Source organism: Paracoccus versutus (genome assembly GCF_000763885.1).
Lineage (GTDB): Bacteria > Pseudomonadota > Alphaproteobacteria > Rhodobacterales > Rhodobacteraceae > Paracoccus > Paracoccus versutus.
In genome coordinates, this window is sequence record NZ_JRKO01000012.1 from 20948 (window position 1) to 45755 (window position 24808).

24 protein-coding genes are annotated in these 24808 nt (G+C 69.5%); 8 read left to right on the forward strand and 16 right to left on the reverse strand.

All coding sequences use genetic code 11. From position 1 onward, the window contains the following. Positions 1-31 precede the first annotated feature (31 nt). Positions 32-991 carry a DMT family transporter gene (locus IT40_RS06815; protein ID WP_084196884.1) on the forward strand — a complete coding sequence of 320 codons (960 nt, stop codon included), beginning with the start codon at positions 32-34 and terminating at the stop codon, positions 989-991. Here IT40_RS06815 and IT40_RS06820 read toward each other — a convergent pair. Then, positions 945-3098 (reverse strand): lytic transglycosylase domain-containing protein, encoded by a 2154-nt coding sequence (locus tag IT40_RS06820; RefSeq protein WP_243700151.1) that lies wholly within the window; start codon positions 3096-3098, stop codon positions 945-947. The genes IT40_RS06815 and IT40_RS06820 overlap by 47 nt on opposite strands. Before the next feature lie 103 nt (positions 3099-3201). Between IT40_RS06820 and dapA the strand changes: the two genes are divergently transcribed. Then, the gene (gene dapA, locus IT40_RS06825; RefSeq protein WP_036752225.1) at positions 3202-4077 is read left to right on the forward strand and encodes a 4-hydroxy-tetrahydrodipicolinate synthase; all 876 of its coding nucleotides are present in this window, start codon (positions 3202-3204) and stop codon (positions 4075-4077) included. Between the two features lie 229 nt (positions 4078-4306). Here dapA and IT40_RS06830 read toward each other — a convergent pair whose 3' ends face one another. The 6 genes from IT40_RS06830 to IT40_RS06855 are packed head-to-tail and all read right to left on the reverse strand — an operon-like array spanning position 4307 to position 10248. Next, complete coding sequence (locus IT40_RS06830) at positions 4307-4690, reverse strand: Na+/H+ antiporter subunit G (RefSeq protein ID WP_036752398.1); 384 nt, start codon at positions 4688-4690, stop codon at positions 4307-4309. 9 nt (positions 4691-4699) lie between these two features. After that, positions 4700-4969 carry a K+/H+ antiporter subunit F gene (locus IT40_RS06835; RefSeq protein ID WP_036752227.1) on the reverse strand — a complete coding sequence of 90 codons (270 nt, stop codon included), beginning with the start codon at positions 4967-4969 and terminating at the stop codon, positions 4700-4702. Then, complete coding sequence (locus IT40_RS06840; RefSeq protein ID WP_036752230.1) at positions 4966-5457, reverse strand: Na+/H+ antiporter subunit E; 492 nt, start codon at positions 5455-5457, stop codon at positions 4966-4968. The genes IT40_RS06835 and IT40_RS06840 overlap by 4 nt, the downstream gene beginning before the upstream one ends. Continuing rightward, entirely contained in the window at positions 5454-7028 is a 1575-nt protein-coding gene (locus tag IT40_RS06845; RefSeq protein ID WP_036752232.1) for a monovalent cation/H+ antiporter subunit D, read from the reverse strand. The genes IT40_RS06840 and IT40_RS06845 overlap by 4 nt, the downstream gene beginning before the upstream one ends. After that, complete coding sequence (locus tag IT40_RS06850) at positions 7025-7408, reverse strand: Na+/H+ antiporter subunit C (protein ID WP_036752235.1); 384 nt, start codon at positions 7406-7408, stop codon at positions 7025-7027. The genes IT40_RS06845 and IT40_RS06850 overlap by 4 nt, the downstream gene beginning before the upstream one ends. Beyond that, a complete protein-coding gene (locus tag IT40_RS06855) occupies positions 7408-10248 on the reverse strand; it encodes a monovalent cation/H+ antiporter subunit A (protein WP_036752238.1) in 2841 nt (946 codons plus the stop codon). Before IT40_RS06855 ends, IT40_RS06850 begins: the two co-directional genes overlap by 1 nt. A gap of 125 nt (positions 10249-10373) precedes the next feature. Between IT40_RS06855 and ruvC the strand changes: the two genes are divergently transcribed. Genes ruvC through IT40_RS06880 form a run of 5 tightly spaced genes read left to right on the forward strand, consistent with a single transcriptional unit; the run spans position 10374 to position 13847 of the window. Next, positions 10374-10868 carry a crossover junction endodeoxyribonuclease RuvC gene (gene ruvC, locus IT40_RS06860; protein ID WP_036752241.1) on the forward strand — a complete coding sequence of 165 codons (495 nt, stop codon included), beginning with the start codon at positions 10374-10376 and terminating at the stop codon, positions 10866-10868. A 10-nt stretch (positions 10869-10878) separates the two neighbouring features. Next, on the forward strand, positions 10879-11544 hold the full coding sequence (gene ruvA, locus IT40_RS06865) for a Holliday junction branch migration protein RuvA (RefSeq protein WP_036752244.1): 666 nt from the start codon (positions 10879-10881) through the stop codon (positions 11542-11544). Positions 11545-11549: 5 nt separating this feature from the next. Further along, entirely contained in the window at positions 11550-12422 is an 873-nt protein-coding gene (gene htpX, locus IT40_RS06870) for a zinc metalloprotease HtpX (protein ID WP_036752247.1), read from the forward strand. Beyond that, complete coding sequence (gene ruvB, locus IT40_RS06875; RefSeq protein WP_036752249.1) at positions 12419-13444, forward strand: Holliday junction branch migration DNA helicase RuvB; 1026 nt, start codon at positions 12419-12421, stop codon at positions 13442-13444. Before htpX ends, ruvB begins: the two co-directional genes overlap by 4 nt. Then, entirely contained in the window at positions 13437-13847 is a 411-nt protein-coding gene (locus IT40_RS06880) for a PaaI family thioesterase (RefSeq protein WP_036752252.1), read from the forward strand. Before ruvB ends, IT40_RS06880 begins: the two co-directional genes overlap by 8 nt. Positions 13848-14333: 486 nt before the next feature. Here IT40_RS06880 and IT40_RS06885 read toward each other — a convergent pair whose 3' ends face one another. The 9 genes from IT40_RS06885 to tolQ all read right to left on the reverse strand — a co-directional run bounded on the left by IT40_RS06885 (position 14334) and on the right by tolQ (position 23737). Next, positions 14334-14651: a chorismate mutase gene (locus IT40_RS06885; RefSeq protein WP_036752255.1), complete on the reverse strand. Its 318-nt coding sequence runs from the start codon at positions 14649-14651 to the stop codon at positions 14334-14336. A 335-nt stretch (positions 14652-14986) separates the two neighbouring features. Then, on the reverse strand, positions 14987-16885 hold the full coding sequence (gene ftsH / locus IT40_RS06890; RefSeq protein WP_036752405.1) for an ATP-dependent zinc metalloprotease FtsH: 1899 nt from the start codon (positions 16883-16885) through the stop codon (positions 14987-14989). A 60-nt stretch (positions 16886-16945) separates the two neighbouring features. After that, positions 16946-18175, reverse strand: coding sequence for a tRNA lysidine(34) synthetase TilS (tilS, locus tag IT40_RS06895; protein ID WP_036752258.1), 1230 nt, complete (start codon positions 18173-18175; stop codon positions 16946-16948). Further along, positions 18165-19085 carry a tetratricopeptide repeat protein gene (locus IT40_RS06900; RefSeq protein WP_036752261.1) on the reverse strand — a complete coding sequence of 307 codons (921 nt, stop codon included), beginning with the start codon at positions 19083-19085 and terminating at the stop codon, positions 18165-18167. The genes tilS and IT40_RS06900 overlap by 11 nt, the downstream gene beginning before the upstream one ends. Then, entirely contained in the window at positions 19085-19594 is a 510-nt protein-coding gene (pal, locus tag IT40_RS06905; RefSeq protein ID WP_036752264.1) for a peptidoglycan-associated lipoprotein Pal, read from the reverse strand. Before pal ends, IT40_RS06900 begins: the two co-directional genes overlap by 1 nt. A 22-nt stretch (positions 19595-19616) precedes the next feature. After that, positions 19617-20927: a Tol-Pal system beta propeller repeat protein TolB gene (gene tolB, locus IT40_RS06910; protein WP_370362679.1), complete on the reverse strand. Its 1311-nt coding sequence runs from the start codon at positions 20925-20927 to the stop codon at positions 19617-19619. A gap of 88 nt (positions 20928-21015) precedes the next feature. Beyond that, positions 21016-22572: a cell envelope integrity protein TolA gene (gene tolA, locus IT40_RS06915; RefSeq protein ID WP_036752269.1), complete on the reverse strand. Its 1557-nt coding sequence runs from the start codon at positions 22570-22572 to the stop codon at positions 21016-21018. Positions 22573-22575: 3 nt separating this feature from the next. Continuing rightward, entirely contained in the window at positions 22576-23040 is a 465-nt protein-coding gene (locus IT40_RS06920; RefSeq protein ID WP_036752272.1) for an ExbD/TolR family protein, read from the reverse strand. 1 nt (position 23041) lies between these two features. Further along, on the reverse strand, positions 23042-23737 hold the full coding sequence (gene tolQ / locus IT40_RS06925; RefSeq protein WP_036752275.1) for a protein TolQ: 696 nt from the start codon (positions 23735-23737) through the stop codon (positions 23042-23044). 510 nt (positions 23738-24247) lie between these two features. Here tolQ and IT40_RS06930 point away from each other — a divergent pair. Beyond that, entirely contained in the window at positions 24248-24685 is a 438-nt protein-coding gene (locus tag IT40_RS06930) for a YbgC/FadM family acyl-CoA thioesterase (protein WP_036752279.1), read from the forward strand. The last annotated feature ends 123 nt before the right edge of the window (positions 24686-24808 follow it).

Here is a 24808-nt window from a genome sequence, read left to right on the forward strand (position 1 = left end):
ATGGGCGAAACTCAAGACTGGGATATCCGCAATGCCCAACAACCGCCAGACGGGGCCGCTGATGGCCCCGGCAGCCAGCCCGCCTGCCGTCCCGCCGCCGCTTGCCGTGCCGCGCGCCGAACGGCAGGGCGCGGCGATCCTGATGATCTGTGCCTCGGCGCTGATCTTCGCGGCGCAGGACGGCATCTCGCGCTATCTGGGCGCCGCCTATTCGCCGATCTTCGTCATCATGCTGCGCTTCTGGTTCTTCGCGGCCTTCGTGATCCTGCTTTGCGCACGGGCACCGGGCGGACTGGCCCGCGCCGTCCGCTCGAAACGGCCCTGGACGCAGATATTCCGCGGCGTGCTGCTGGTGGCGGAGGTCGTGGTCACGGTCGAGGCCTTCGTGCGGCTGGGCCTGATCAACACCCATGCGATCTTTGCCTGCTACCCGCTGCTGATCTCGGCGCTGTCCGGGCCGGTCCTGGGCGAAAAGGTCGGCTGGCGCCGCTGGGCGGCAGTCGCCGTGGGCTTCGTCGGCATCCTGATCGTGCTGAAACCGGGCAGCGGCGTCTTCAGCGCCGATGCGGTGCTGCCCTTCGTCGGCGCGGCCATGTTCGCGGTCTATGGCCTGCTGACCCGGATGGTCGGGCGCGACGATCCGGCCATGGTCAGCTTTTTCTGGACCGGCATCGCCGGGGCCGTCGCCATCACCCTGGTAGGCATCTGGCATTGGGAGCCCATCGCCGGGCGCGACATCCCCTGGCTCCTGCTGCTCTGCTTTGCGGCGGTGGTGGCGCATTTCATGCTCATCAAGGCCTATGAGCTGGCCGAGGCCTCGGCCTTGCAGCCGTTCTCCTATACCCAGCTCGTCTGGGTCAGCCTCTTTGGCGTGGTGATCTTTGGCGAGACGCTGGCGCCGAACGTCGCCCTCGGCGGCCTCATCGTCGTCGGCGCCGGCCTGTTCACCTGGTGGCGCGCTCGCCAGCGCGAGCGGGCCGGGCAGCGCTAAGCGGGGCGGCGCTGGCCTCCTCGACCGGCGCCGGGCCCAGCACCTCGGCCAGCACGCCGCCCGCGGCATAGGCCGCCAGCCGGCGCGCCGGCATCGACGGCCGGGACGAGGCGACCAGCCGGATCGGCGGCGGCGCCGGCGCGGGCTTCATGCCGCCCCCGGTCAGATCCCATGTCGGCACCAGCGGCACCGGCTGGCCCTTGATGCGGGCGCGATAGACCGGCAGCGCCTCGGCCACGCGCATGACGTAGTTGCGCGTCTCGTCGAAGGGGATCATCTCGACCCAATCGACCGGGTCCACCTGCCCGCGCAGGTCGCCGAACTCGTCCAGCCAGCGGGCCGAGCGCCCCGGCCCGGCATTGTAGCCCGCCGCGACCAGCGCGATCGAGGGACCGAAGCGGTCGCGCAGCCCCGCCAGATAGGCAGCGCCCAGCCGGGCGTTATAGGCGGCGTCGCGGGTCAGCCGCGCCTGTTCGAAGGGCTCGCCGACCTTGCGCGCCATGGAACGCGCGGTGTCGGGCATGACCTGCATCAGCCCCAGCGCCCCGGCATGCGACGAGACGGTGTGGTTGAACTCGCTTTCGCGCCGGGCGATGGCCATGACCAGCTCGGGCGGCAGGCCCAGCTCGCTGTTCTCAAGGCCCGTCAGCGGGAAATAGGCGGCCGGATAGACCGCGCCCTTGGCGGCGGCGGCCTTGGCCAGGCGCAGCGCGTGCCAGGGCTGCCGCATCTCCAGCATCATCCGCGCCATGCGGCCGATGTCCTCGGGCGCGGCGGTCTCGGCCAGGTGCAGGAAGAAGCGCGCGCCCTGGTCGGGCTCGCCCGCCGCGACCAGCCAAGTGCCGGCCTGCCAGACCGGGTTAGTGCGCAGCGGGCTGCCGCGCCAGTCGGGCAGGCTGGCCGCGCTGCGCCCGGCGACGGCCAGCGCGGGCTGCATCGGCAGGCCCAGCCTTTCGGCGGCCAGCTGGCCATACCAGGCGGATTGGTATGCGGCGGCGCGGGCATAGGCCGCCGCGGCGCCGGCCTCGTCGCCCCCGGCCTCCAGCGCCCGGCCCTGCCAGTAATGCGCGCGCGACAGCGAGATCGGGCTCGCCACCGCCTGCTCGAGCGTGCGGAAATGCTGGAGCGCCCGGTCCGCCGCGCCGCCGCGCAGCGCGGCATAGCCCGCCAGCCACTCCAGGTCGGAAAAGGCATCGCTGCCCGGCGGCAGGAAATGCCCGGCGGCCAGCCTTTCGGCCAGGGTCCAGTCGCCCTGCCGCAGCGCAAGGCGCGCGTAATCGGCGCGCTTGCCGGCCCAGGCCGCGGGATCGCGCAGCGCCTCGGCGCTGGTCGAGCGCTCCAGCATCAGGTCGCGCGCCAGTTCGGGCATCTTGGCCCAGACCCGCCAGCGGAAACGGTCGAGCGCCAGGCCCGCATCGTCCCGCTGCGCCTCGGGCAGGGCCAGGATCAGCGCATCCACTCCGGCCTGCCCCGATTGCAGCGCCAGCCGGGCGCGGCCCAGGGCTTGCGCCGGGGCCGAGGCCATGGGCAGCACCACCTGCGCCGCCTGCCATTCGCCCAGATCCAGAAGCCGCATCAGCCGCGCATCGTGCAGCCCGGCAACCTCGGCGCCATGGGCGGCCAGAAAGGCGTCGGCCTCGGGCTTGGTCAGCGCCTGCTCGGTCCAGAACCGCGCGATCTCGGCCCTGGCGGCCGCGGGGTCGGTCGCCTGCAGGGCCACGATCAGGGCCGTGGCACCGTTCAGCGTGTCGGGCCGGCGGGTGCCGAACCACGCGATCACCTCCGTCGGCGGCAGGTCGGGGCGCAGCACCGCGTCGCCGCGCTTCCAGAACAGCGCCATGCCGGGCCAATCCGCATGGCGGCGGGCAAAGTCGCGATATTCCGGCCAGCCGCCCTGCCCGGCCCGCAGCCGCTGCCAGGCAATCAGGTCGCGGGCGATGGGCCCCGAGGCTTCGGCCGCGGCCGCGGCGGTGGTCCAGTCGCGCATCGCCGCCGCCGCCAGGGCGCGGGACAGATGCCCGGCATCCTCGGCCCCGGCCGGCAGGGCGAAGCTCAGCGCAAGGGCCAGTGCCGGCCCCAGGATCCTGTCGCGGAAAGGATACATCATGGCCCCATTTCTGCGAGGTTCCGCCGCGCGGCGCAACTCACATCCTTGGCAATCCGCGCATCCGCATGTAAGCCGCCATCAGAGGCAAATTCAGGATACCCACATGTTCAGAGGCTCGCTGCCCGCGCTGGTCACGCCCTTCACCCCGGACGGGGAGCTGGATCTCCCCGCGCTGGAAAAGCTTGTCGAGTGGCATGTCGACCAGGGCAGCCACGGGCTGGTGCCCGTCGGCACCACCGGCGAAAGCCCGACGCTGAGCCATGAGGAACACCGCAAGGTGATCGAAGAGGTCGTGCGCATGGCCGCCGGCCGCATCCCGGTCATCGCCGGCGCCGGCTCGAACTCGACGCGCGAGGGGATCGGGCTGGTGCAGTACGCGCAGGCGGCGGGCGCCGATGCGGCACTGGTGGTGACGCCCTATTACAACAAGCCGACCCAGGCCGGGCTGGTCGCGCATTACACCGCGCTGCACGACGCAAGCGACCTGCCGATCATCATCTACAACATCCCCGGCCGTTCGGTCATCGACATGGCGCCCGAGACCATGGGCGAACTGGCCCGGCTGCCGCGCATCATCGGCGTCAAGGACGCGACCGGCAAGCTCGAGCGCGTCTCGATGCAGCGCGCGGCCTGCGGCAAGGATTTCGTCCAGCTTTCTGGCGAGGACGCGACGGCGCTGGGGTTCAACGCCCATGGCGGCGTCGGCTGCATCTCGGTCACGGCGAACGTGGCGCCCCGGCTCTGCGCCGCGTTCCAGGAAGCGACGTTGGCGGGCGATTACGCCCGCGCGCTGGACTACCAGGACAAGCTGATGCCGCTGCATGTGGCGATCTTCCTGGAGCCGGGGGTGGCGGGCGCGAAATACGCCATGTCGCGGCTGGGCCTTTGCAGCGACGCCGTGCGCCTGCCGCTGGTCGGGCTGACCGATGCGACCAAGGCCCGCGTCGACGCGGCGCTGGCCCACGCCGGGCTGATCTGAACCGCGCATCAGGCCGGAACGAGAGGGGGCGGGCTTTCCGCCCTTTTTTCATGGCCGGACCGGCGGGACCGGCGCAGCCGGGGGCTTTGCGCCCCCGGACCCCCGCAGGATATTTAAGCACAAAAGAAGCGGCCACACCGGCTTTCTCGCCTGGCTTCTTTCGTGGATAAATATCCTGGGGGAGCGCGGAACGCGCGGGGGCAAAGCCCCCAGCAAGCGTGCCGCCTGGCTAGTCCCCCGGCTGCCGGTCGACCAGGCTTTCCTTGTCCGGGTCGCAGAAGGTCGCCCAGTCCTTGCCGGGCGCCGGGCGGGGCAGGTCGTCGCGGCTCCAGCCCAGGTGCATATGCGCCTTGGCGATGAAATAGCCGGTGACCGGCGCGGTCAGGAACAGGAACAGCGTGATCAGCAGTTCGTGCCAGGTCAGCACCCCGTGCCGCGCCGGGAACCAGATCAGCGAGGCGACCAGCACCGCCCCGACGCCCAGCGTCGCCGATTTCGTCGGCGCGTGCAGCCGGGTCATCGGGTCGGGCAGCTTGACCAGCCCGTAGGAGCCGACGAGGCCAAAGAACCCGCCCAGCACCAGCAGGACCGAGACGATGATTTCCGCGATCATGCCCATCCCCTATTCGATGATGTCGCCGCGCAGGACGAATTTCGCATAGGCCACGGTCGAGATGAAGCCGACCATGGCGAACATCAGCGAGGCCTCGAAATACATCGTCGTGCCCTTGTCGATGCCGAACAGCGTCAGGAGCGCGATCATGTTGATCGCCATTGTGTCCAGCGCCAGCACCCGGTCCGACAGGCCCGGCGCAAAGACCACCCGGTAAAGGCAGAACAGCAGCGCCAGCGAAAAGCAGCCATAGGCGAAGAGCAGCGCGTGTCCGATCATTCGAAGATCTCCTTCAGCCGGGCCTCGTAGCGGGTCTTGATCTCGTCCAGCACCGCATCCGGGTCGGGGGCGTGCATGGCATGGACCAGCAGGGCGCGCCCGTCCTCGGACAGGTCGCAGCTGACCGTGCCGGGGGTCAGGGTGATGGTCGCGGCCAGCGCCGTGATCGCCTCGGGGTGGCGCAGCTCCAGCGGCACGGCGATCCAGGCCGGCCGAAGCGCGCGGCGCGGCATGAACAGCACGATCCGCGCCACGGTGAAATTCGCCTTGGCGATGTCCCACAGCACCATGGCCAGATAGGCGGGGATCCTGGAGGGCGCGCGATAGCCGTTCGTGCCGGGCCAATAGGGCGCGGTGACCAGCGGCACCACCACGCCGATCATCGCGGCAAAGACCAGCGAGCCCACGGCCCAGCGGTTGACCAGGGCCATCCAGACCAGCGCCAGCGTGAAGGACAGCCAGGGATGCGGGAACAGCCGGCGGATCATTTCGTGCCCTCCTGCCCTTCCAGCACGGCCGAGACATAGGCGTCGGGGTCGTGAAGCTGCGCCGCCGTCGCCTCGGCCAGGCGCATGGCGGGGCCGGCGAATGCGGTCAGCGCGACGATGCCCGACAGGAGCAGCACCACCGAGGCCACCGCCAGCCAGTTCGCCGGCGCATCGCCGAGATCCTGGACCGGCTCGTCCGGCTCCAGCTTGGGGCCAGCCGCGGCTGCCGCAGGCGGAGCGGGGGCCAAGCCAAGCTCGAAGCTTTTCCAGAACAGGATGGTGCCGGCCCGCGACAGGGCATAGATCGCGACCAGCGAGGTGATCAGGATGATCGCCCAGATCCAGACCATCGCCGGCGCCCCCCCGGTCGCCTGCATCACCAAGAGCTTGCCGACGAAGCCCGAGAAGGGCGGCATCCCCACCACGGCGATGGCGGCGACGAAATACAGCGCCGCGACGAGCCCGTTGCCCGGCATCACCCGGTCCAGCCGCAGCCACAGGTCGCCCCGGCGCGCGCCGATCATGTCCATGACCAGGAACAGCGCGCCGGCCGCCAGCGTCGAATGGACCAGGTAATAGACCGCGGCCGAGGTGCCTTGCGGCGTGAATTGCGCCACCGCGATCATCAGCGTGCCGATCGAGCCGATGGCGGCGAAGGCGGCCAGCCGGCCCAGGTGGCGGGTGCCGAGGATGCCGACCTGGCCGATGGCCAGGGTGAACAGCGCCGCGGGCAGCAGCAGGTCCGCCACCACGCTTTGCGTGACCGCATCCTGCGGAAAGACCAGGGTGAAGAAGCGGATGATGCCATAGACCCCCACCTTGGTCATGATGGCGAACAGCGCCGCCACCGGCCCCGGCGCATTGGCATAGGTCGAGGGCAGCCAGAAATGCAGCGGCACCAGCGCCGCCTTGATCGCAAAGACCAGCATCAAGAGCACCGCGCCGACGCGCAAGAGCGCCGTGTCCTCGGCCGGCATCGCCGCCACGCGCAGCGCCATGTCGGCCATGTTCAGCGTGCCGGTGACGGAATAGAGCACCCCCAGCGCCGCCAGGAACAGGGTCGAGCCGGCGAGGTTGTAGGCGATGTATTGCACGCCGGCGCGCAGCCGCATCTCGCCCCCGCCGTGGATCATCAGCCCGTAGCTGGCGATCAGCAGGATCTCGAAGAACACGAACAGGTTGAAGGCGTCGCCGGTCAGGAAGGCGCCGCAGACCCCCATCAGCTGGAACTGCCAGAGCGCATGGAAATGCCGGCCCTTGCGGTCCCAGCCCGAGCCCATGGCGTAAAGCTGCACCGCCAGCGCCAGAAGCGCGGTCAGAAGCAGCATCAGCGCCGCCAGCCGGTCCAGCATCAAGACGATGCCGAAGGGCGCGGCCCAGTTGCCCAGGCGATAAACCTGCACCTCTCCGCCCGCCGCCAGCAGGTTGAGGTAAAGCGCAACCCCGGCCAGCGCCGCGGTCGCGGCGACCGAGAACACCCGCTGCAGCAGCAGGTCGTGGCGCATCCACAGGATGATGAGCGGCCCGATGACCGCGGGCAGGACGACGGGGGCGATGATCAGGTGGCTCATGCGTCACCATCCCCGGACATGCGATCGGCAGAAAGGGAATCGGCCGGCAGGCGGTCGGCGCGCGGCATGTCCACGCGGTCGTCTCCCCCTTCCAGGAAGGCACCCAGCGCCATCATCACCACCACCGCGGTCATGCCGAAGGAAATCACGATGGCGGTCAGCACCAGCGCCTGCGGCAGCGGGTCGGTATAGCTCGCCGCCCCGTCCCGCAGCACCGGCGGCGCGTTCACCACCAGCCGCCCGGTCGAGAACAGGAACAGGTTGATGGCATAGCTGAGCATGGTCATGCCCAGCACCACGGCAAAGCTGCGCCGGCGCAGGATCAGATAGACCCCCGCCGCGGTCAGCATGCCGATCGCGCTTGACAGCAGCAGTTCCATCAGCGCCGCGCCTCCTTGCTGGGGTCGATGTCCATCGGGTGCAGGTTCACCGTCTCGCCCGCCGTCCGCGCGATGCGCGACAGCGAGTTCAGCGCCAGCATCACCGCCCCCACCACGCACAGGAACACGCCCAGGTCGAAGCCCATGGCCGAGGCCAGCTCGAACTCCTCGAGCCCCGGCAGCTTCACATAGCCATAGGTCGAGGTCAGGAAGGGCAGCCCCGCGAACCAGGCGCCGATGCCGGTCAGCCCGGCGGCGATGACGCCGGCGCCGATCAGCGCGTGATAGTTGATCTTTTGCCGCTCCTGCGCCCAGGCAAAGCCCGAGGCCATGTATTGCGACACCAGCGCCACCGAAACCACCAGCCCGGCGACGAAGCCGCCGCCCGGCATGTTGTGGCCGCGCAGGAAGATATAAAGCCCCACCACCAGCGCGATGGGCAGGACCAGCCGCGTCACCACCACCAGCATCAGCGGATGGCGGTCGCCGGCGCGGCGGCTGTCATGGACCCAGTTGCGCAGCCGCCGGCCGGTGGCGCCGGCCAGCAGCGTCTCGGTCAGGGCAAAGATGGTCAGCGCGGCGATGCCCAGCACGGTGATCTCGCCGAAGGTATCGTAGCCGCGGAAGTCCACCAGGATCACGTTGACCACGTTGTCGCCGCCGCCCAGCTTGTAGCTGTTGGCCAGCATGTATTCCGAGATCGGGGAAAAGGCGAAGTCGCTGCGCATGATGACATAGGCCAGCGCGCCAAAGCCCAGCCCGGTCAGCGTGGCGATGAAGGCGTCCAGGCCGCGCTTGCGGTCGGGGCTTTCGATCACGGTGAACTTGGGCAGGAAGTTCAGCGCCAGCAGCAGCAGGACCACCGTGACCACCTCGACCGAGATCTGCGTCAGCGCAAGGTCCGGGGCCGACAGGTAGATGAAGCTGACCGAGACCATCAGCCCGATGATGCCGACCAGCACCAGCGCCAGGATGCGGCGGCGGTGAAAGGCGACCATGCAGCAGGTCGCCACCATCAGCAGCACCCAGCCGACCAGCGGCACCGGCTGGATGGGCAGCATCGGCCGCGTCGCGCCCTGCCAGCCTCCGGTCGAGAAGGCCCAGAGCCCGCAAAGCACCACGGTCAGCGAAAAGGCGGCAAAGGCCCGCGCCATGGACCCGTTCGTCAGCCGGTCGGTCAGGAAGCCCGCCGCGCAGGTGACTGCGCGGGTGATGGCGTCGAAGATCGCCTTGGCCTCGGGCCATGCCATTGCCGCGCGCAGGGCCAGCAGCCGGCGGTTCAGCGCCAGCAATGCCACCCCGCCCGCCAGCGCGACGGCCGACAGCATCAGCGCCGGCGTCACGCCATGCCACAGCGCCAGATGCGGATGCTGCGCCGTGCCGGTGACGGCGCTGGCCGAGGCCGCGACCAGCCAGCCGGCCATGGAGTCGGGAAACAGTCCGATCAGCACCACCAGTACCGCCAGCAACGCCGGGGCGGACCACAGGCCGAAGCCCGGATCATGCGGGCGGTGCGGGTAATCCTGGCGCTCGGGGCCCAGGAACACCTGCCAGACGAAGCGCAGCGAATAGCAGACCGAGAACAGCGCCCCCAGCGTGGCCGTCGCCGCGACCAGGCCCGGATGGCCCTGCCACGCGGCATGGGTGGCCTGTTCCAGCATCAGCTCTTTCGACAGGAAACCGTTGAGCGGCGGGATGCCGGCCATGGACAGCGCCGCCAGGGTGCCGATGACGAAGGTGATCGGCATCAGCCGGCGCAACCCGCCCAGCCGGGCGATGGAGCGGGTGCCGGCCTCGTGGTCGATGATGCCGGCGGTCATGAACAGCGCCGCCTTGAAGGTGGCGTGGTTGACGATATGGAACACGGCCGCCACCGCCGCCGCCTCGGTGCCGAAGCCCAGGAGCATGGTGATGAGGCCCAGGTGCGAGACGGTGGAAAAGGCCAGCAGCGATTTCAGGTCGTCGCGGAAGATGGCGATCCAGGCCGCCAGCACCATGGTCGCAAGCCCGGTGGTGGCGACGATATAGAACCATTCGGGCGTGCCCGACAGCACCGGCCACAGCCGCGCCATCAGGAACAGCCCAGCCTTCACCATGGTCGCCGAATGCAGATAGGCCGAAACCGGCGTCGGCGCCGCCATCGCATGCGGCAGCCAGAAATGGAACGGGAACTGCGCCGATTTGGTGAATGCCCCCAGCAGGATCAGCAGCAGCGCGGGCAGGTAATAGGGACTGGCCTGGATCGCCTCGCGCGCCTGCAGGATGTCGGTGATGTCGAAGCTGCCGGCGATATTGCCCAGGATCAGCATCCCCGCGATCATGGCCAGCCCGCCCATGCCGGTCACGGTCAGCGCCATGCGCGCGCCCTGCCGCCCCTCGGGCAGGTGCTTCCAGTAGCCGATCAGCAGGAAGGACGACAGCGAGGTCAGCTCCCAGAACACCAGCAGCAGCAGGATGTTGTCGGACAGCACGATGCCCAGCATCGCGCCCTGGAACAGCATCAGGTAGGTGTAGAACACCCCCGCCGGATCCTGGCGCGACAGGTAATGGCGCGCATAGGCGATGATCAGCAGGCCGATGCCCAGGATCAGGATGCCGAACAGAAGGCCCAGCCCGTCGATGCGGAAATTCGCGTTCAGCCCCAGCGAGGGCAGCCATTCGAAACGCGCCGTGACGACCTCGCCCGCCATGACCGCCGGGATATGCAGGCAAAGCCCCAGAAGCGCGATGAACGTCGCCGTCGCGCAAGAGATGGCCGCGACGTCGCGTCCCGAACGGATCAGCAATCCGGGCAGCAGCGCCCCGATGAACGGAAGCGCGGCGATCAGTGCTGGCGACATTGTCCCTCGTCCCCTTTTCGTGCCCCTCTGTTCGCGGCGGGGGGCCGGGATGTCAAGCGAATGACAAAGCAACTAGGCGATGTTCGCCTTTCGTGCTAACGCTGGATCAAAACAAGGGAACAGGCATGAAGATCATCGGCATAGACCCCGGCCTGCGCAACATGGGCTGGGGGGTGATCGCGGTCGAGGGGCCGCGCCTGCGGCACCTGGACAACGGCATCGTCCATTCCGAGGCGGGCGATCTGGGGCCGCGCCTCGCCGCGCTTTACCGCGGGCTTTGCGCGGTGATCGCCCGGCACGCCCCCGATGCCGCCGCCGTCGAGCAGACCTTCGTGAACAAGGACGCCTTGGGCACGCTGAAGCTGGGCCAGGCGCGCGGCATCGCCCTCTTGGCCCCGGCCGAGGCGGGGCTGGAGATCGGCGAATACGCCCCGAACGCGGTCAAGAAGACCGTGGTCGGCGTCGGCCATGCCGCCAAGGAACAGATCCAGCACATGGTCCGCTTCATGCTGCCCGGCGTCGAATTCGCCGGGCCGGACGCGGCGGACGCGCTGGCCGTGGCGATCTGCCACGCCCATCACCTGCAGGGCCGCGCCCTGCGCATCAAGGCCAGCGCATGAGGGACGGGGAATGATCGGACGCATCGCCGGAGTGATCCTGCACCGGGCGCAGGACCATGTGCTGATCGACGTGCGCGGCGTGGGCTATATCGTCCATGTCAGCGAACGCACCGCCGCCAGCCTGCCCCCCGCCGGGCAGGCGACGGCGCTTTATACCGAATTGCTGGTGCGCGAGGATCTGCTGCAGCTTTTCGGCTTTCCGACGCTTCTGGAAAAGGAATGGCACCGGCTCCTGACCTTGGTGCAGGGGGTGGGGGCCAAGGTGGCACTGGCGATCCTGGGCACGCTGGGGCCCGACGGGCTGTCGCGGGCGCTGGCGCTTGGCGACTGGTCGGCGCTGCGCAAGGCCCCCGGCGTCGGCCCGAAACTGGCGCAGCGCGTGGTGATGGAGCTGAAGGACAAGGCCCCGGCGGTGATGGCGCTTGGCGGCGCGCTGACCGTCGATCCCGGCCCCCTGCCCGAGGTCGAGCTGGTCGAAACCGCCGCGCCCGCCCCCGCGCATTCGGCACCCTCCTCGGCGCAGGCGACGGCGGATGCGCTCTCGGCGCTCGGCAATCTGGGCTATGCTCCGTCCGAGGCCGCCTCGGCGGTGGCCGAGGCCGCGGCACGGGAACCCGCCGCGCCGACCGCCGCGTTGATCCGCGCGGCCCTGCGGCTGCTGGCGCCCAAGGAGTAAGGACGATGACCGGAAACCTGCGCACCTTCATCCTGATGGCCGCCCTGACGGCGCTGGTCATGGGCATGGGCTGGCTGATCGGCGGCCAGGGCGGCGCGGTGATCGCGCTGCTGGTCGCCGGGGCGGGCAATGTCTTCGCCTGGTGGAACAGCGACAAGATGGTGCTGCGCCAGCAGGGCGCGCACCCGGTCACGCGCCAGCAGGCGCCCGAGCTGGTGGACATGGTGGCGGCGCTGGCGCAGCGGGCCGGCCTGCCCATGCCCAAGGTCTATGTGCTGGAAACCGAACAGCCCAATGCCTTCGCCACCGGCCGCAACCCGGAAAACGCCGCCGTCGCGGTGACGCAGGGCATCATGCGGGTTCTGAACCGCGACGAACTGGCCGGGGTGATCGCGCATGAGCTGGCGCATATCAAGCATCGCGACACGCTGGTCATGACGGTGACGGCCACCATGGCCGGCGCCATCGCCATGCTGGGCAACATGCTGATGTTTTCCAGCATGTTCGGCGGGCGCGACGACAATCGCGGCGGCGGGCTGGCGGCGATCCTGGCGATGATCTTCGCGCCCCTGGCGGCGGCGCTGGTGCAGATGGCGATCTCGCGCACCCGCGAATACGAGGCCGACCGCATCGGCGCCGAGATCTGCGGCCGGCCGATGGCGCTGGCCGGCGCGCTGGCCAAGATCTCGCGCGCCGCAGGCCAGGTGATGAACATCCCGGCCGAGCGCAACCCGGCCGCGGCCAGCCTGTTCATCGTGAACCCGCTGCATGCGCTGCGCATGGACCGGCTCTTCGCCACCCATCCCCCGACCGAGGAACGCATCGCCCGGCTGCAAGCCATGGCCGCGGGCGCGGGCGGCCCCTGGGGCGCAAGATGAGCCAGCCCGACCCGATGCTGCGCCCCGAACCGCTGGAAAGCGACGGCGAGGACCGTGCGCTGCGCCCGCAGCGGCTCGAGGATTTCGTCGGCCAGGCCGAGGCGCGGGCGAATCTGCGCGTCTTCATCGAAAGCGCGCGGATGCGCGGCAAGGCCATGGACCACACGCTGTTCCACGGCCCCCCCGGCCTCGGCAAGACCACGCTGGCGCAGATCATGGCGCGCGAGCTGGGGGTGAACTTCAAGATGACCTCCGGCCCGGTGCTGGCGCGGGCAGGCGACCTGGCCGCGATCCTGACCAACCTGGAAGCCCGCGACGTGCTGTTCATCGACGAGATCCACCGCATGAACCCCGCTGTCGAGGAGATCCTCTATCCGGCGATGGAGGATTTCGAGCTGGACCTGGTGATCGGCGAAGGCCCAGCGGCGCGAACGGTGCGGATCGAGCTGCAACCCTTCACCCTGGTCGGGGCCACCACCCGGCTGGGCCTGCTGACCACGCCCCTGCGCGACCGCTTCGGCATCCCGACCCGGCTGCAATTCTACACCATCGAGGAACTGGACCTGATCGTGACCCGCGGCGCCCGGCTGATGGGCATCCCCTCGGAACCCGAGGGCACGCGCGAGATCGCCCGCCGCGCCCGCGGCACGCCCCGCATCGCCGGCCGGCTCTTGCGCCGCGTGGTGGACTTCGCGCTGGTCGAGGGCGACGGCAGGCTGACCCGCCAGATCGCCGATTCCGCCCTGACCCGGCTTGGCGTCGATCACCTGGGCCTCGACATGGCCGACCGGCGCTACCTGACGCTGATGGCCGAACATTACGGCGGCGGCCCGGTCGGGGTCGAGACGCTTTCGGCCGCGCTGTCGGAAAGCCGCGATTCCATCGAAGAGGTGATCGAGCCCTACCTGATGCAGCAGGGCCTGGTCGCCCGCACGCCGCGCGGCCGCATGCTGGCGCGGCTGGGCTGGCGCCACCTGGGCCTCGACGCCCCCCGCACGCAGGAGAGCCTGTTCGATGAATGACCTGGAAAGTCGCATCCGCGCCAGTTTCGACCGCCAGAGCATGATGCGCACCCTGGGCGCGCGGCTGGAAAGCGTCGGGCCCGGCCAGGTCGCCATCGCCGCGCCGATCCTGCCCGGCTCGCTGCAGCAGCATGGCGCAGGCCATGCCGGCCTCGCCTTCTCGATCGGCGATTCGGCGGCAGGCTATGCCGCGCTGACGCTGATGCCCGCGGAGGCCGAGGTGATGACGGTCGAGATGAAGATCAACCTGATGTCCCCCGCGACCGGGGACCGGCTGGTGGCCGAGGGAAGGGTGATCCGCCCCGGCCGCCGCATCCTGGTGGTCGCCGCCAATGTCTGGGCCGAAACCGGGGACAGGCGCAAGCATGTCGCCATGCTCCAGGGCACGATGATTCCGGTCTGAGAATGCCCCCTTGTCCAGCCTGGGCAATGTCGCAGCCGGGGGCTTTGCGCCCCCGGACCCCCGCAGGATATTTTTCCACGAAAGAACGGGCCAATCGTCCCCCGGCTTCTTTCGTGGACAAATATCCTGGGGGAGCGCGGAACGCGCGGGGGCAAAGCCCCCGGCAAGCTTCATCACCGGCATAATGGGCATTCCCCGGACCCTTACGGCCCCGGTGAGTGTTGGCCGACGGCCCCGGCGGCCGTTTGGCGCGAAGTGGCAGAGGTGCTTGCGGCGGTTTTTGGGGGTTGGTCGTGACATCGCAAAGACCCTGCCGCGCCACGATGGAATGCAAGGGACAGCGGAGTTCTATCGGCGGCTACGCAGATCTCGGGACTGATCCGCCTTCGCAGCGCACCGGCTTGGCCCTTGGGTGCCCCTCCGCTGGCGACCTGCTACCGCCCTGAGGCACCAGCATCATCGGCTAAATCCGGTTCAGGCGGCAGCCTAGTCGCGGCGGGGATCGGAAAGCACCCGGTCCTCCTGGGCGATGAAATGCTCCATCATCACCCGCCACAGCCGTTCCGCCAGGTCGGGATCCAGCCCCTGGCGCAGGGCAAGCCGGCGGGCATTGGCGGCGACCTCCTCGACGCGGCTGTCGATGCGGGCGGGCAGGTTCTCGCGCAGCTTGATCCGCGCCGCCTCGTCGATCAGCGCCGAGCGTTCCGCCAGCAGCGCCACCAGCCGCGCATCCAGCGCGTCGATGCGCGCGCGCAGTTCGGGCATGGCAGAGTTCGGGGGCAGTTCGGGTTCGGGGCGGCTCATATCCCGTCCCATGCCCTGCCCCGCCGTCCGGTGCAAGCCCCGGCTGTGTCGAAATTGCCGCAGGCAATAGGCGGATTTCCGCCGAATAGGGAACGCCTTGGTCCGAATCGGCGTTTTGCCGTCAACTGGGGAAAGGAGCCGCCCCGCTTTGGAAAGGATACCGGATGAAACCAGCAAGCCTTGTCATCAACCTGGGTTTCGGCCTGGGCCTCGCGCTGGGCGCGGTCGCGCTTTTGCTGTTCTGACCCGCCGCATCTTTCCCGGCCCTCGCAGGCTCCGCCAATGAAAAAGCCCCCGGAGCCGATCCGGGGGCTTTCCTGTTTCCGACCGGGGCGTCAGCCCTGCGGCTGGGGCGCGGCGTCCGGCGCGGGCTTGGCGGCGCCCGCCCGCGGAATCGCGCTGACCGAGGGGATCGAGGAGCCGGGCGCATCGTCGTCGCCGCCCAGCGGCTCGCCCCGGATCACCCGGCCGATGTCCTCGCCGGTCAGGGTTTCGTATTCCAGGAGCCCCTTGGCCAGGCGCTCGAACTCTTCCTGCTTCTCGTTCAGGATGCGATAGGCCTCGCGATAGCCTTCCTCGATCAGGTCATGGACCTCTTGCTCGATCAGCTCCTTGGTCGCGGCCGAGACCGAGAAGCCGCCGGTATTGCCGGAATAGCCCTCATGCGCCTCGGCATAGTCGATGTTGCCGACCTTGTCGGACATGCCCCAGCGCATCACCATGGCGCGGGCCAGCGCGCTCGCCTGCTGGATGTCGCCGGCCGGGCCGTTCGACACCCCTTCCTCGCCGTATTTGATGATCTCGGCGGCCTTGCCGGCCATGGTCATGGCCAGTTTCTGCTTGGCCTCGTCCTTGTGATAGTTCAGCCGGTCCATTTCCGGCAGGCTGACCACCATGCCGAGCGCGCCGCCGCGCGGGATGATCGTCGCCTTGTAGACCGGGTCGCATTTCGGCAGCGACAGGCCGACGATGGCGTGGCCGGCCTCGTGATAGGCGGTCTTTTCCTTCTGCTCGGGGGTCAGGACCATGCTGCGGCGCTCGACGCCCAGCATGACCTTGTCCTTGGCGTTCTCGAAATCCTCCATGGTCACGAAACGGCGGCCGATGCGCGCGGCCATCAGCGCGGCCTCGTTGACCAGGTTCATCAGGTCGGCGCCGGAAAAGCCCGGCGTGCCGCGGGCGATGATGCGCAGATCCACGTCGGGGCCGACCGGCACCTTGCGCGAATGCACGCCGAGAATCTTTTCGCGGCCCTTGATGTCGGGGTTCGGCACATAGATCTGGCGGTCGAAGCGGCCTGGGCGCAGAAGCGCCGGGTCCAGCACGTCCTTGCGGTTGGTGGCGGCGATGATGATGACGCCTTCGTTGGCGTCGAAGCCGTCCATCTCGACCAGCAGCTGGTTCAGGGTCTGCTCGCGCTCATCGTTGCCGCCGCCGATGCCGACGCCGCGGGCACGGCCGACCGCGTCGATCTCGTCGATGAAGACGATGCAGGGGGCGGATTTCTTGGCCTGCTCGAACATGTCGCGGACGCGGCTGGCGCCGACGCCGACGAACATCTCGACGAAATCCGAACCCGAGATGGTGAAGAAGGGCACGCCAGCCTCGCCGGCGATGGCGCGGGCCAGCAGCGTCTTACCCGTGCCGGGCGGGCCGACCAGCAGCGCACCTTTCGGGATCTTGCCGCCGAGGCGGCTGAATTTCTGCGGGTTGCGCAGGAATTCGACGATCTCTTCCAGCTCTTCCTTGGCCTCGTCGATGCCGGCCACGTCGTCGAAGGTCACGCGGCCGTGCTTTTCGGTCAGGAGCTTGGCGCGCGACTTGCCGAAGCCCATGGCCCCGCCCTTGCCGCCGCCCTGCATGCGGTTCATGAAGAAGATCCAGACGCCGATCAGCAGGATGAAGGGCAGCCAGACGCCCAGGAGCGACATGAAGCCCGATTGCTGCTGGCGCTCGACCTTGACCTCGACGCCCTTGCCGATCAGCCGGTCCGCGATTTCTTCGCCCTGCGGCCGCACGGTGGCATATTGCTTACCGTCCTTGGCGATGATGCCGACGTTTTCGCCGTCGATGGTGACGGCCGTGATCTCATCCTTTTCCACCCGCTGGATGAAATCGGAATAGCTGATCTGGCGGCTGTTCATCTGGGCCGATCCGTCGCTGAACAGGTTGAACAGGGCCAGGATCATCAGAAACAGCACCACCCAGAAGGCGATATTGCGCGCGTTGCCCAAAGGCATGTCCTCCGCGGGTAAACAGGCTTCCGCCTGAAAATAGGGATTCCGGCGTCAGGTTCAATGCGTATAGAGCAGCGCGCCGAATTCCTCCATCCCGCGCAGCGGCTTTGCGCCGCAATCCGGCACCGGCCGCAGCACGGGCGCCGCGATCAGCCCCCCGCCCGCCCAGATGCCGGGGCTGGAGGCCGCCTCGTCCCGGGTCAGGCCGGCGCCGCGCCAGTCCAGCCCCGGCAGCGGGTCATGGCCAAGCGCGCGCACCTGCTGGCCCGCGCGCAGGCCGTCCACGCGCCAGCGCCGGTCCCAGACCGCATCGGCACCGTCGGCGGCGGGGCTGCGGGCGGCGGCGGCCGGTTCGCGGACCAGCCGCAGGAACCCGTCCCGCGGCTCGGCGATGACGCCCTCCAGCGTCAGGCGCGTGCCGGTTTCCAGCGCCGCCAGCGCGTGCAGCACCGCCTCGCGCCGGGGGGGATAGGCGGCACCAGAGACGAAGCGCAGCCCTGCGACAAGAAGCCGCCGCCGGATCTCCAGCGGCGCGGCGCGAAAGGGGTCGAGCGGCAATGCCAGCGAGCCGGCGCGGCTTTGCGCGCCTTGGGCCACCTGCGCGGCGAAGGCGCAAAGCGCATCGCGCGCCATGGCCAGATTCGCCGCCGATTGCGCCAGCTGCCGCATCGGCAGGTCCAGCGCGGCGATGGTCTTGCGCACCCGCACCCGCTCGAAGCCCTCGTTCTCGTTCGAGGGATCGTCGGCCCAGCCCAGCCCGCGCGCCGCAAGCCATTGCCGCAGTTCGGCGCGGCCGACGTCGAGCAGGGGTCGCAGCCAGGTCACGCCGAAAGCCTCGCGCGCGGGGGCCATGGCGGAAAGCCCGTCCACGCCTGCACCCCGGTTCAGGCGCATCAGCACGGTCTCGGCCTGGTCGTCCAGCGTATGGCCCAGAAGCACGGCGGACAGGCCGTGCCGCCCGGCCCAATCGGCCAGAAGGCCCAGCCGCGCCTCGCGCGCGGCGGCCATCAGGTTGCCGCCGTCCCGGCGGGTCCAGCGCAGGGTTTCATGGGGAATGCCCAGGGCCGCGGCCGCCCGCCCGGCCTCTTGCGCCTCGGCGGCCGAGCCGGGGCGCAGCCCGTGATCGACGGTCGCCGCCAGCAGGCGCGCGCGGCCCCAGCCATGGGCCAGGTGCAGCAAGGCGGTGGAATCGCCGCCCCCCGACAGGGCGATGCCCAACGCGGGGCGGGTGCCGGCCAGATGGTCCAGCGCGGCATGGACCCGCGCCGCGACCGGCTCAGCCGTCATCCGCCATGTCCGCGGCGGCCTCGGGGTCCAGATCCTCATCCAGCGGCTCGGCCGGCGCGTCGCAGCCGGTCTCGGCGATGCGCCGCTCGGCCTCGGCCGCCTGCGGGGCGGCGGGGAAGCGGGCGATGATTTCCTGAAGATAGAAGCAGCCTTCCTGCGGGCCGGCCTTGGCGGACATGGCCCGCGACAGGCCCAGAAGCGCATCCGCCGCCTGCGGCCCGTTCGGGTTGGCGGCAAAGCTTTCCAGCCAGGCCACGCCCGCGCCTTCCAGGTCGCCGGCGGAATCCAGCGCCGCCCCGCGCAGGAACAGCGCCTCGGCGGTCAGCGGGCCGCCAGCATGGGTTTCGGCAATGGCCGCGAAGAGTTCCGCAGCACGGTGAAAGTCACCTTGACCGAGCACCTCCCGAGCCCGGTCGAAATCGGCCTTTTCCGCCGCGGTCGCGGCAGCCCCGGCCGAGGGGGTCGTGGGTTGCGCCAGCGCGCCCTGCTGGTCCGAGGGCGACAGGGGCGCCGATCCGCCCTGTTCGCCCAGCGTCGGCGTGGTCAGGCTGCCCAGGTCGCAGCCCTCCTCCATCTCGCACAGGCGGAACTCGATGTCGCCGATGCGGGTGGTGCCGTCTCGGACGATGCGGTCGATGCGGTTCTGCAATTGCTCGGTCTGGCCGGTCAGCTGCGCCAGCCGCGCCTCCATCGCGTTCATGCGGTCGATGGCGCTGTCGCCGCCCGCCGCCGCGAAACCGGCCGGCCCCGAGGCGACAAGCTGCGCGCGCAGGCTTTGCAGGTCGGACGAAAGCTGGGACAGCTCGGCCCGGATGTCGGCCAGGGTCCGCGCATCCTGCGCCGCCGCGGGCCAGGCCGCCAGCGCGAAACCGGCGGCCAGCAGCAGCCCCCTGAAACCCCAGGCCGCCATCACATGCCCGCCCCTGGGCTGACCACGGTCACCGCGCGGCGGTTCTTGGTAAAGCATTCCTCGGTCGAGCAGATCGCCAGCGGGCGCTCCTTGCCATAGCTGACGGTGCGCAGCCGGCCCGGCGCGATGCCTTGCGAAATCAGGTATTCCTGCACCGAATTGGCGCGGCGGGCACCCAGGGCGAGGTTGTATTCGCGGGTGCCCTGCTCATCGGCATGGCCCTCGATCACGGCCGAGAAGCCCTGGTTCTGGTTCAGCCAGCCGGCCTGGTTGGCCAGGGTCATCCGCGCCTCGGCGGTCAGGGTGGACTGGTCCAGCGGAAACAGGACGGTATCGCCGACGCTGGCCTTGAAATATTCGGCCGTGCCCGGCAGCGCGGTCGCGCCCACCCCGCCCAGGCCGCCCGCCCCGGCATAGGGATCCTGGACCTGCATGTCCTGCGCCGGCCGGGCGCAGGCCGCCAGCGCGAGAACGGCGCCGATCGCGGCAATTTTCATGAAAGTTTTCATAATCCTGTCCATCTTACGCGCTTCAGGGCAGCAGCGGGCCCCAATCGGGGTCCGAGGCTGCGCCGTTGATCTTGACCGGGCGCATGTTGCGCCCCGTGATGTCCACCGAATGCAGGCGCGGCTGGCCGTCGCCGCCCGGCGTCACCCGCGTGAACATCACGACGCGCCCATTGGGGGCCCAAGTCGGGCCCTCGTCAAGGAACGATTCCGTCAGCATTTTCTCTTCCGAACCATCGGTGCGCATGACGCCGATGTGGAACTTGCCGCCGACCTGCCGGGTAAAGGCGATCATGTCGCCGCGCGGCGACCAGACCGGGGTGCCATAGCGCCCCTCGCCAAAGCTGATCCGCCTGGGCTCGCCGCCGTTCGCGCCCATGACGTAAAGCTGCGGCGTCCCCGAGCGGTCGCTTTCGAAGACGATCTGCTTGCCGTCCGGGCTGTAGCTGGGCGAGGTCTCGATCGAGGGCGCATTGGTCAGCGCCCGCTGCGCCCCGGTCGCGGCATCCATCTGGTAGATGTCGGTATTGCCGCTTTTCTCCAGCGAATAGACGATCCAGCGCCCGTCGGGCGAGAAGCGGGGCGAAAAGCTCATCGTGCCCTGCTGGCTCGCGCCCAGCTGGCGCACGCCCAGCGAGTTCACGTCCATCATCATCGCCTGCGGGAAGCCGGTGGCATAGCTGGTGTAAAGCAGCCGCGAGCCGTCGGGCGAAAAGCGCGGCTTCAGCACCAGCGTGGCATCGTCGGTCAGCCATTTCACGTTGGCGCCGTCGTAATCCATGATGCCGATACGCTTGCGGCGCGCGTCCTTCGGGCCGGTTTCCTGCACGAAGGCGACGCGGCTGTCGAAATAGGGCCCCTCGCCCGTCAGCCGCGAATAGACCTGGTCGGCCGCCTTGTGCGCGGCCCGGCGCCAGTTGCCGGTCGCCGCGTCGAACTGCATGCCGTCGCCCAGCGGCTGGCCGGCGAAGACGTCGAACAGGCGGAACTTGACCACGACCTTGCCGCCCTCGACCTTGACCGATCCGGTGATCAGCGCCTGGGCGTTGATCGCCTTCCAGTCCTCGTAGGAGACCGGCGCGTCGAAGCTTTCGGGCCGCGCGATATGGGCGCTGGCCGGGATCTCGCGGAACAGGCCGGTGCCGGTCAGGTCGGCGGCGATCAGGTTCTGCACCTGCGCCAGGTATTCGCCCGCGCCGCCCTCGTCGTGGAAGCGGGCGATGGCGAAGGGCATCGGCTCGATCACGCCGTCGGTGATCTCGATCCGCAAGGGCCCGTCCTGCGCCAGGACCGGCGCGGCAAGCCCAAGACCCGCAAGGGCCATGACGGAGGTCAGCAGGAATTTACGCAACATGTTTCGCCCTCTGGAGGTCTTGGTTGCAGGATAGAGTGTCGCACCGAGAGATGCCATGCGGGATGCCATGTCACTTGACCCGCGCGCCGCCGCTGGCGTTGAAGTCGATGATGACGTCCTTCCAGCGGTTGTATTTTTCCGGCGGCAGCTTGTAGCCGCCCTTTTCGCACATCAGGATCGCCCGGCGCGCGGCCTCGTAGGCCTGTTTCGCTGCCGCATCCGAGCCGCCATCATGGCCGATCATGCGCAGCGAGCCCTTTTCCACCGTCCCGTCCGGCGCCATCGAGAACTGCACCGAAACCGTGGTCCGGCTGGCCTCGGTCGACAGCGAGCCGCGGTTCCAGCATTGCTCGACCGCCACGCGGAAGCCGTCCTTCTCGCCCTGGCTCAGCGGCGGCCCGTTCGCGGCGGCGCCACCGCCGCCCGAACCGCCCGAGCCCTGGTCCTGCATCGCCTCGGCCAGCGCGGCCTGCTTGGCGGCCTCGGCGGCCTTGCGCTCGGCCTCGGCCTGCTCGCGGGCCTTGGCTTCGGCGGCAGCCTTCTCGGCCGCCTTCTTCTCGGCTGCGGCGCGTTCGGCGGCGGCCTGTTCCTCGGCCTCCTTGCGGGCCTTCGCCTCGGCGGCCTTTCTCTCGGCCTCGGCCTTTTCAGCGGCAGCCTTTTCAGCCGCAGCTTTCTCGGCAGCGACTTTCTCGGCTGCCGCTTTTTCGGCGGCGGCCTTCTCGGCGGCGGCGCGGCGCTCGGCCTCGGCCTTGCGCTCGGCGGCGCGTTTTTCGGCGGCGGCTTCCTCGGCGGCGGCCTTATCGGCCGCTTCGGCCGCGGCCAGGCGGCGGGCGCGGGCCTCGGCTTCCTCGGCCTTGCGGGCGGCTTCCGCATCGGCCTGGGCCTGGGCTTCGCGGCGCTCTTCCCTGGCGCGTTCCTCGGCCGCGCGGCGGGCGGCGGCCTCCTCGGCCTTGGCGGCGGCGGTGCGTTCGGCAGCCGCCTCGGCTTCCTGCCGGGCCAGCAATTCCTCGCGCTGGCGCGCGGCCTCCGCGGCGGCGCGGCGGGCCTGCACGGCCTCGGCCAGCCCTTCGGGGCGGCCGCGAGGGCGCGAGGATTCGACCAGGGCCAGCGCCGAACGCTGCGGGATCGGCGCCGGCGATTGCGGCTGGGCGGGATTGCGCGCCGGATCGGGGCGGTCCGACGCCTGTGGCAGCGCCGCCAGGTCCACGGTATTCTGCGGCTCGGCGGGGCGCGGCGCATCGGTCGCCACGGCGACAGGCCGGTTCGGGGTCTGGAAATCCGACAGGTCCGGCCGCGCCTCGGGCCGCGAGGGGGGCGTGGACAGCTCTGCCGCCTGCGCATCGGGGGCGGGCGGGCTGACCGCCTCGACCTCGCCCAGCCGGTTCTCGTCGGCGGGCGGACGCGGCTGCGCCGGGGTGGTCGCGGCGGCATCGGATACCGGGCCGCGCCCGGCGGCCGCGGCGGCCAGCGACTGGAACTCGGCCTCGGACATGGTCGCGACCTCGGCCATGCGCACGGCCTCCAGCGGCTGCGGCCGGAACAGCGCGCCGCCGACCAGCGCCGCGCCCAACAGCCCGGCATGGGCGACGCCCGAAACCCAGAAGCCGATGCGTTCCGCCCGGTCCATGGCTCAGCCGTCCGATCCCGCGTCCATGCGCGGCCCACCCGCCTCGGTCACGAGGACGATGTTGTTGAAGCCGGCCGCGTTCAGCGCCCCCATGACCTCCATGATCCGGGCATAGGGGATGGCGCCGTCGGCACGCAGGTAGATCTTGTCGCTCTGCCGCTCAGCGGCGACGGCGCGCAGCCGGGTGACAAGCTCGTTTTCGGGGACTTCGGTGGTCATGACCAGGATCGGCCCCTCGGGCGTGACCGAGACGCTCAGCGGCTCCTCGGGCTCGGCGGGCACGGCCTGGGCGGCGGTCTTGGGCAGTTCCAGGGGCACGCCCACGGTCAGAAGCGGCGCCGCCACCATGAAGATGATCAGCAGCACCAGCATCACGTCCACGAAGGGCGTGACGTTGATTTCCGCCATCGGCTGGCTGCGGGCGCGGCCCTTGCCGTTGCGGCCCCGCTTGACGATCCCCGCGCCCATCTTATTCGTCGTCCAGCTGGCGCGAGAGGATGGTCGAGAACTCGTCGGCGAAGGTCTCGTATCCCCCGGTGATGCGGTCGGCATCCGAGCTGAGCTTGTTGTAGAAGATCACCGCCGGAATCGCCGCAAGCAGGCCAAGCGCGGTCGCCACCAGCGCCTCGGCGATGCCCGGCGCCACCACGGCAAGCGAGGTGTTCTGCGAGATCGCGATCTCCTCGAAGGCGGTCTTGATGCCCCAGACCGTGCCGAACAGGCCGATGAAGGGCGCGGTCGAGCCCACCGTGGCCAGGAAGGGCAGGCCGCGGGTCAGGCGGTCGTTCTCGCGGTTGATGGTGACGTTCATGGCGCGATCGATGCGCGCGGTGACGCCGGCGATCAGGTTGCCGTCGTCGCGATGGCTGCGGCGCCATTCGGCCATGCCCGCGGAAAAGATGCGCTCGGCCGGGCCCGAGGGCGTCTCGCCGATGCGGTCGTAGAGGTCGTCCAGCGGCTGGCCCGACCAGAAGGCGCGGTCGAAGCGGTCCGCCTCGCGCCGGGCGGCGTTGAAGGCGACGAACTTCTGGATGATGATCGCCCAGGCCCAGAACGAGGCCAGGATCAGGATCACCATGACGATCTGCACCGTCAGCGAGGCGCGCGCGAACAGCGCGATAAGCGAGAAATCGACCGGCTGCCCGGCTCCGGCGAGTTGTTCCATGAAATTCGGCCTGTCCTTTGGGCCGCTGGGATGCGGCTTCTGCTGGGCCGGAGTTAGCAGAACCGCCCAGCGGAGCAACCCCGTGGCGCGTCAATTCTGCGTCAATTGCCCGCGAGATCGGGCCTGCCGCCGCACCCCCGCCTGGCGGAGGGGCGCGGGGTCCGCGCCGGGCGGGCGGCAAGGACGGCGATTCGGCCGCGGCGCATCGGAATGCAGGGCAAGGACCGGCGCGCCGCCGTTGCGGGAAGGGGTCGCGGCCCCGAATATCGGCCGCAGGCCAAGGGCGATAACCGGCCTGCATGGGTGAATCTCCCGCCAAGGCCCCGGCCGATGACCGGGAACGCGATCCCCTTCATGCGCTCTTGATCGACTGTTCATGGCGGGCGCAGAAGCCGGGCGCGACCCCCATGCGAAAGGGGCGAGGGCTTGATAGGGTTGCGAAGCAATGGAACAGTTCCGGCCGGGGCGTCACGGCCGCGACCAAGGCCGGCAGAAGCGAGGAAGCCTGGGATGCAGCTGAACCCACCCTTTCAAGATGGCCCTGCATTCACGCAGGCTTATCGCGTTTACTATGCGGATACGGATGCCGGCGGCATCGTCTATCATTCCAGATACCTTGAATTTGCCGAGCGAAGCCGCTCCGAATTGCTGAGGCATGTCGGATACCCCCTCGTCAGCCCGGACGGAGAGCAGTTCGTGGCACGAAATGCCGATATTGCCTGGCAAAGGCCGGCATGCCTCGACGACCTGATCGTTTGCGCGACGTCGGTGATTTCCATCAGGGGCGCAGGCGTGCGCATCCGGCATGTCTTTCGCAGGGAAAGCCAGGTGCTGGCGCGGATCGAGATTGAATTGGTACATATCAACAAGTCCATGAAACCGGCGAGAATACCGCCCGCGCTGGTCGAGGCCTTCTTGCCCTATCTGGAACCCGGCGACCCGGCCTGACGCCCCCGGTCAAGGTCCGGCCGGCGGCCACCCCCTGCCGGAAACAGATAAGGGGTATTTATCTATTAATCACATCACTTCACAAAACTTGACCGGAGGGGAGCGATTCCCCTGCCCCTTTTC

Excerpts from the sequence above, each read along its gene's own strand:
- IT40_RS06815 (WP_084196884.1), top strand. The coding sequence starts at position 32 with ATGCCCAACAACCGCCAGACGGGGCCGCTGATGGCCCCGGCAGCCAGC.
- IT40_RS06820 (WP_243700151.1), bottom strand. The coding sequence starts at position 3,098 with ATGATGTATCCTTTCCGCGACAGGATCCTGGGGCCGGCACTGGCCCTT.
- dapA (WP_036752225.1), top strand. The coding sequence starts at position 3,202 with ATGTTCAGAGGCTCGCTGCCCGCGCTGGTCACGCCCTTCACCCCGGAC.
- IT40_RS06830 (WP_036752398.1), bottom strand. The coding sequence starts at position 4,690 with ATGATCGCGGAAATCATCGTCTCGGTCCTGCTGGTGCTGGGCGGGTTC.
- IT40_RS06835 (WP_036752227.1), bottom strand. The coding sequence starts at position 4,969 with ATGATCGGACACGCGCTGCTCTTCGCCTATGGCTGCTTTTCGCTGGCG.
- IT40_RS06840 (WP_036752230.1), bottom strand. The coding sequence starts at position 5,457 with ATGATCCGCCGGCTGTTCCCGCATCCCTGGCTGTCCTTCACGCTGGCG.
- IT40_RS06845 (WP_036752232.1), bottom strand. The coding sequence starts at position 7,028 with ATGAGCCACCTGATCATCGCCCCCGTCGTCCTGCCCGCGGTCATCGGG.
- IT40_RS06850 (WP_036752235.1), bottom strand. The coding sequence starts at position 7,408 with ATGGAACTGCTGCTGTCAAGCGCGATCGGCATGCTGACCGCGGCGGGG.
- IT40_RS06855 (WP_036752238.1), bottom strand. The coding sequence starts at position 10,248 with ATGTCGCCAGCACTGATCGCCGCGCTTCCGTTCATCGGGGCGCTGCTG.
- ruvC (WP_036752241.1), top strand. The coding sequence starts at position 10,374 with ATGAAGATCATCGGCATAGACCCCGGCCTGCGCAACATGGGCTGGGGG.
- ruvA (WP_036752244.1), top strand. The coding sequence starts at position 10,879 with ATGATCGGACGCATCGCCGGAGTGATCCTGCACCGGGCGCAGGACCAT.
- htpX (WP_036752247.1), top strand. The coding sequence starts at position 11,550 with ATGACCGGAAACCTGCGCACCTTCATCCTGATGGCCGCCCTGACGGCG.
- ruvB (WP_036752249.1), top strand. The coding sequence starts at position 12,419 with ATGAGCCAGCCCGACCCGATGCTGCGCCCCGAACCGCTGGAAAGCGAC.
- IT40_RS06880 (WP_036752252.1), top strand. The coding sequence starts at position 13,437 with ATGAATGACCTGGAAAGTCGCATCCGCGCCAGTTTCGACCGCCAGAGC.
- IT40_RS06885 (WP_036752255.1), bottom strand. The coding sequence starts at position 14,651 with ATGAGCCGCCCCGAACCCGAACTGCCCCCGAACTCTGCCATGCCCGAA.
- tilS (WP_036752258.1), bottom strand. The coding sequence starts at position 18,175 with ATGACGGCTGAGCCGGTCGCGGCGCGGGTCCATGCCGCGCTGGACCAT.
- IT40_RS06900 (WP_036752261.1), bottom strand. The coding sequence starts at position 19,085 with ATGGCGGCCTGGGGTTTCAGGGGGCTGCTGCTGGCCGCCGGTTTCGCG.
- pal (WP_036752264.1), bottom strand. The coding sequence starts at position 19,594 with ATGAAAACTTTCATGAAAATTGCCGCGATCGGCGCCGTTCTCGCGCTG.
- tolA (WP_036752269.1), bottom strand. The coding sequence starts at position 22,572 with ATGGACCGGGCGGAACGCATCGGCTTCTGGGTTTCGGGCGTCGCCCAT.
- IT40_RS06920 (WP_036752272.1), bottom strand. The coding sequence starts at position 23,040 with ATGGGCGCGGGGATCGTCAAGCGGGGCCGCAACGGCAAGGGCCGCGCC.
- tolQ (WP_036752275.1), bottom strand. The coding sequence starts at position 23,737 with ATGGAACAACTCGCCGGAGCCGGGCAGCCGGTCGATTTCTCGCTTATC.
- IT40_RS06930 (WP_036752279.1), top strand. The coding sequence starts at position 24,248 with ATGCAGCTGAACCCACCCTTTCAAGATGGCCCTGCATTCACGCAGGCT.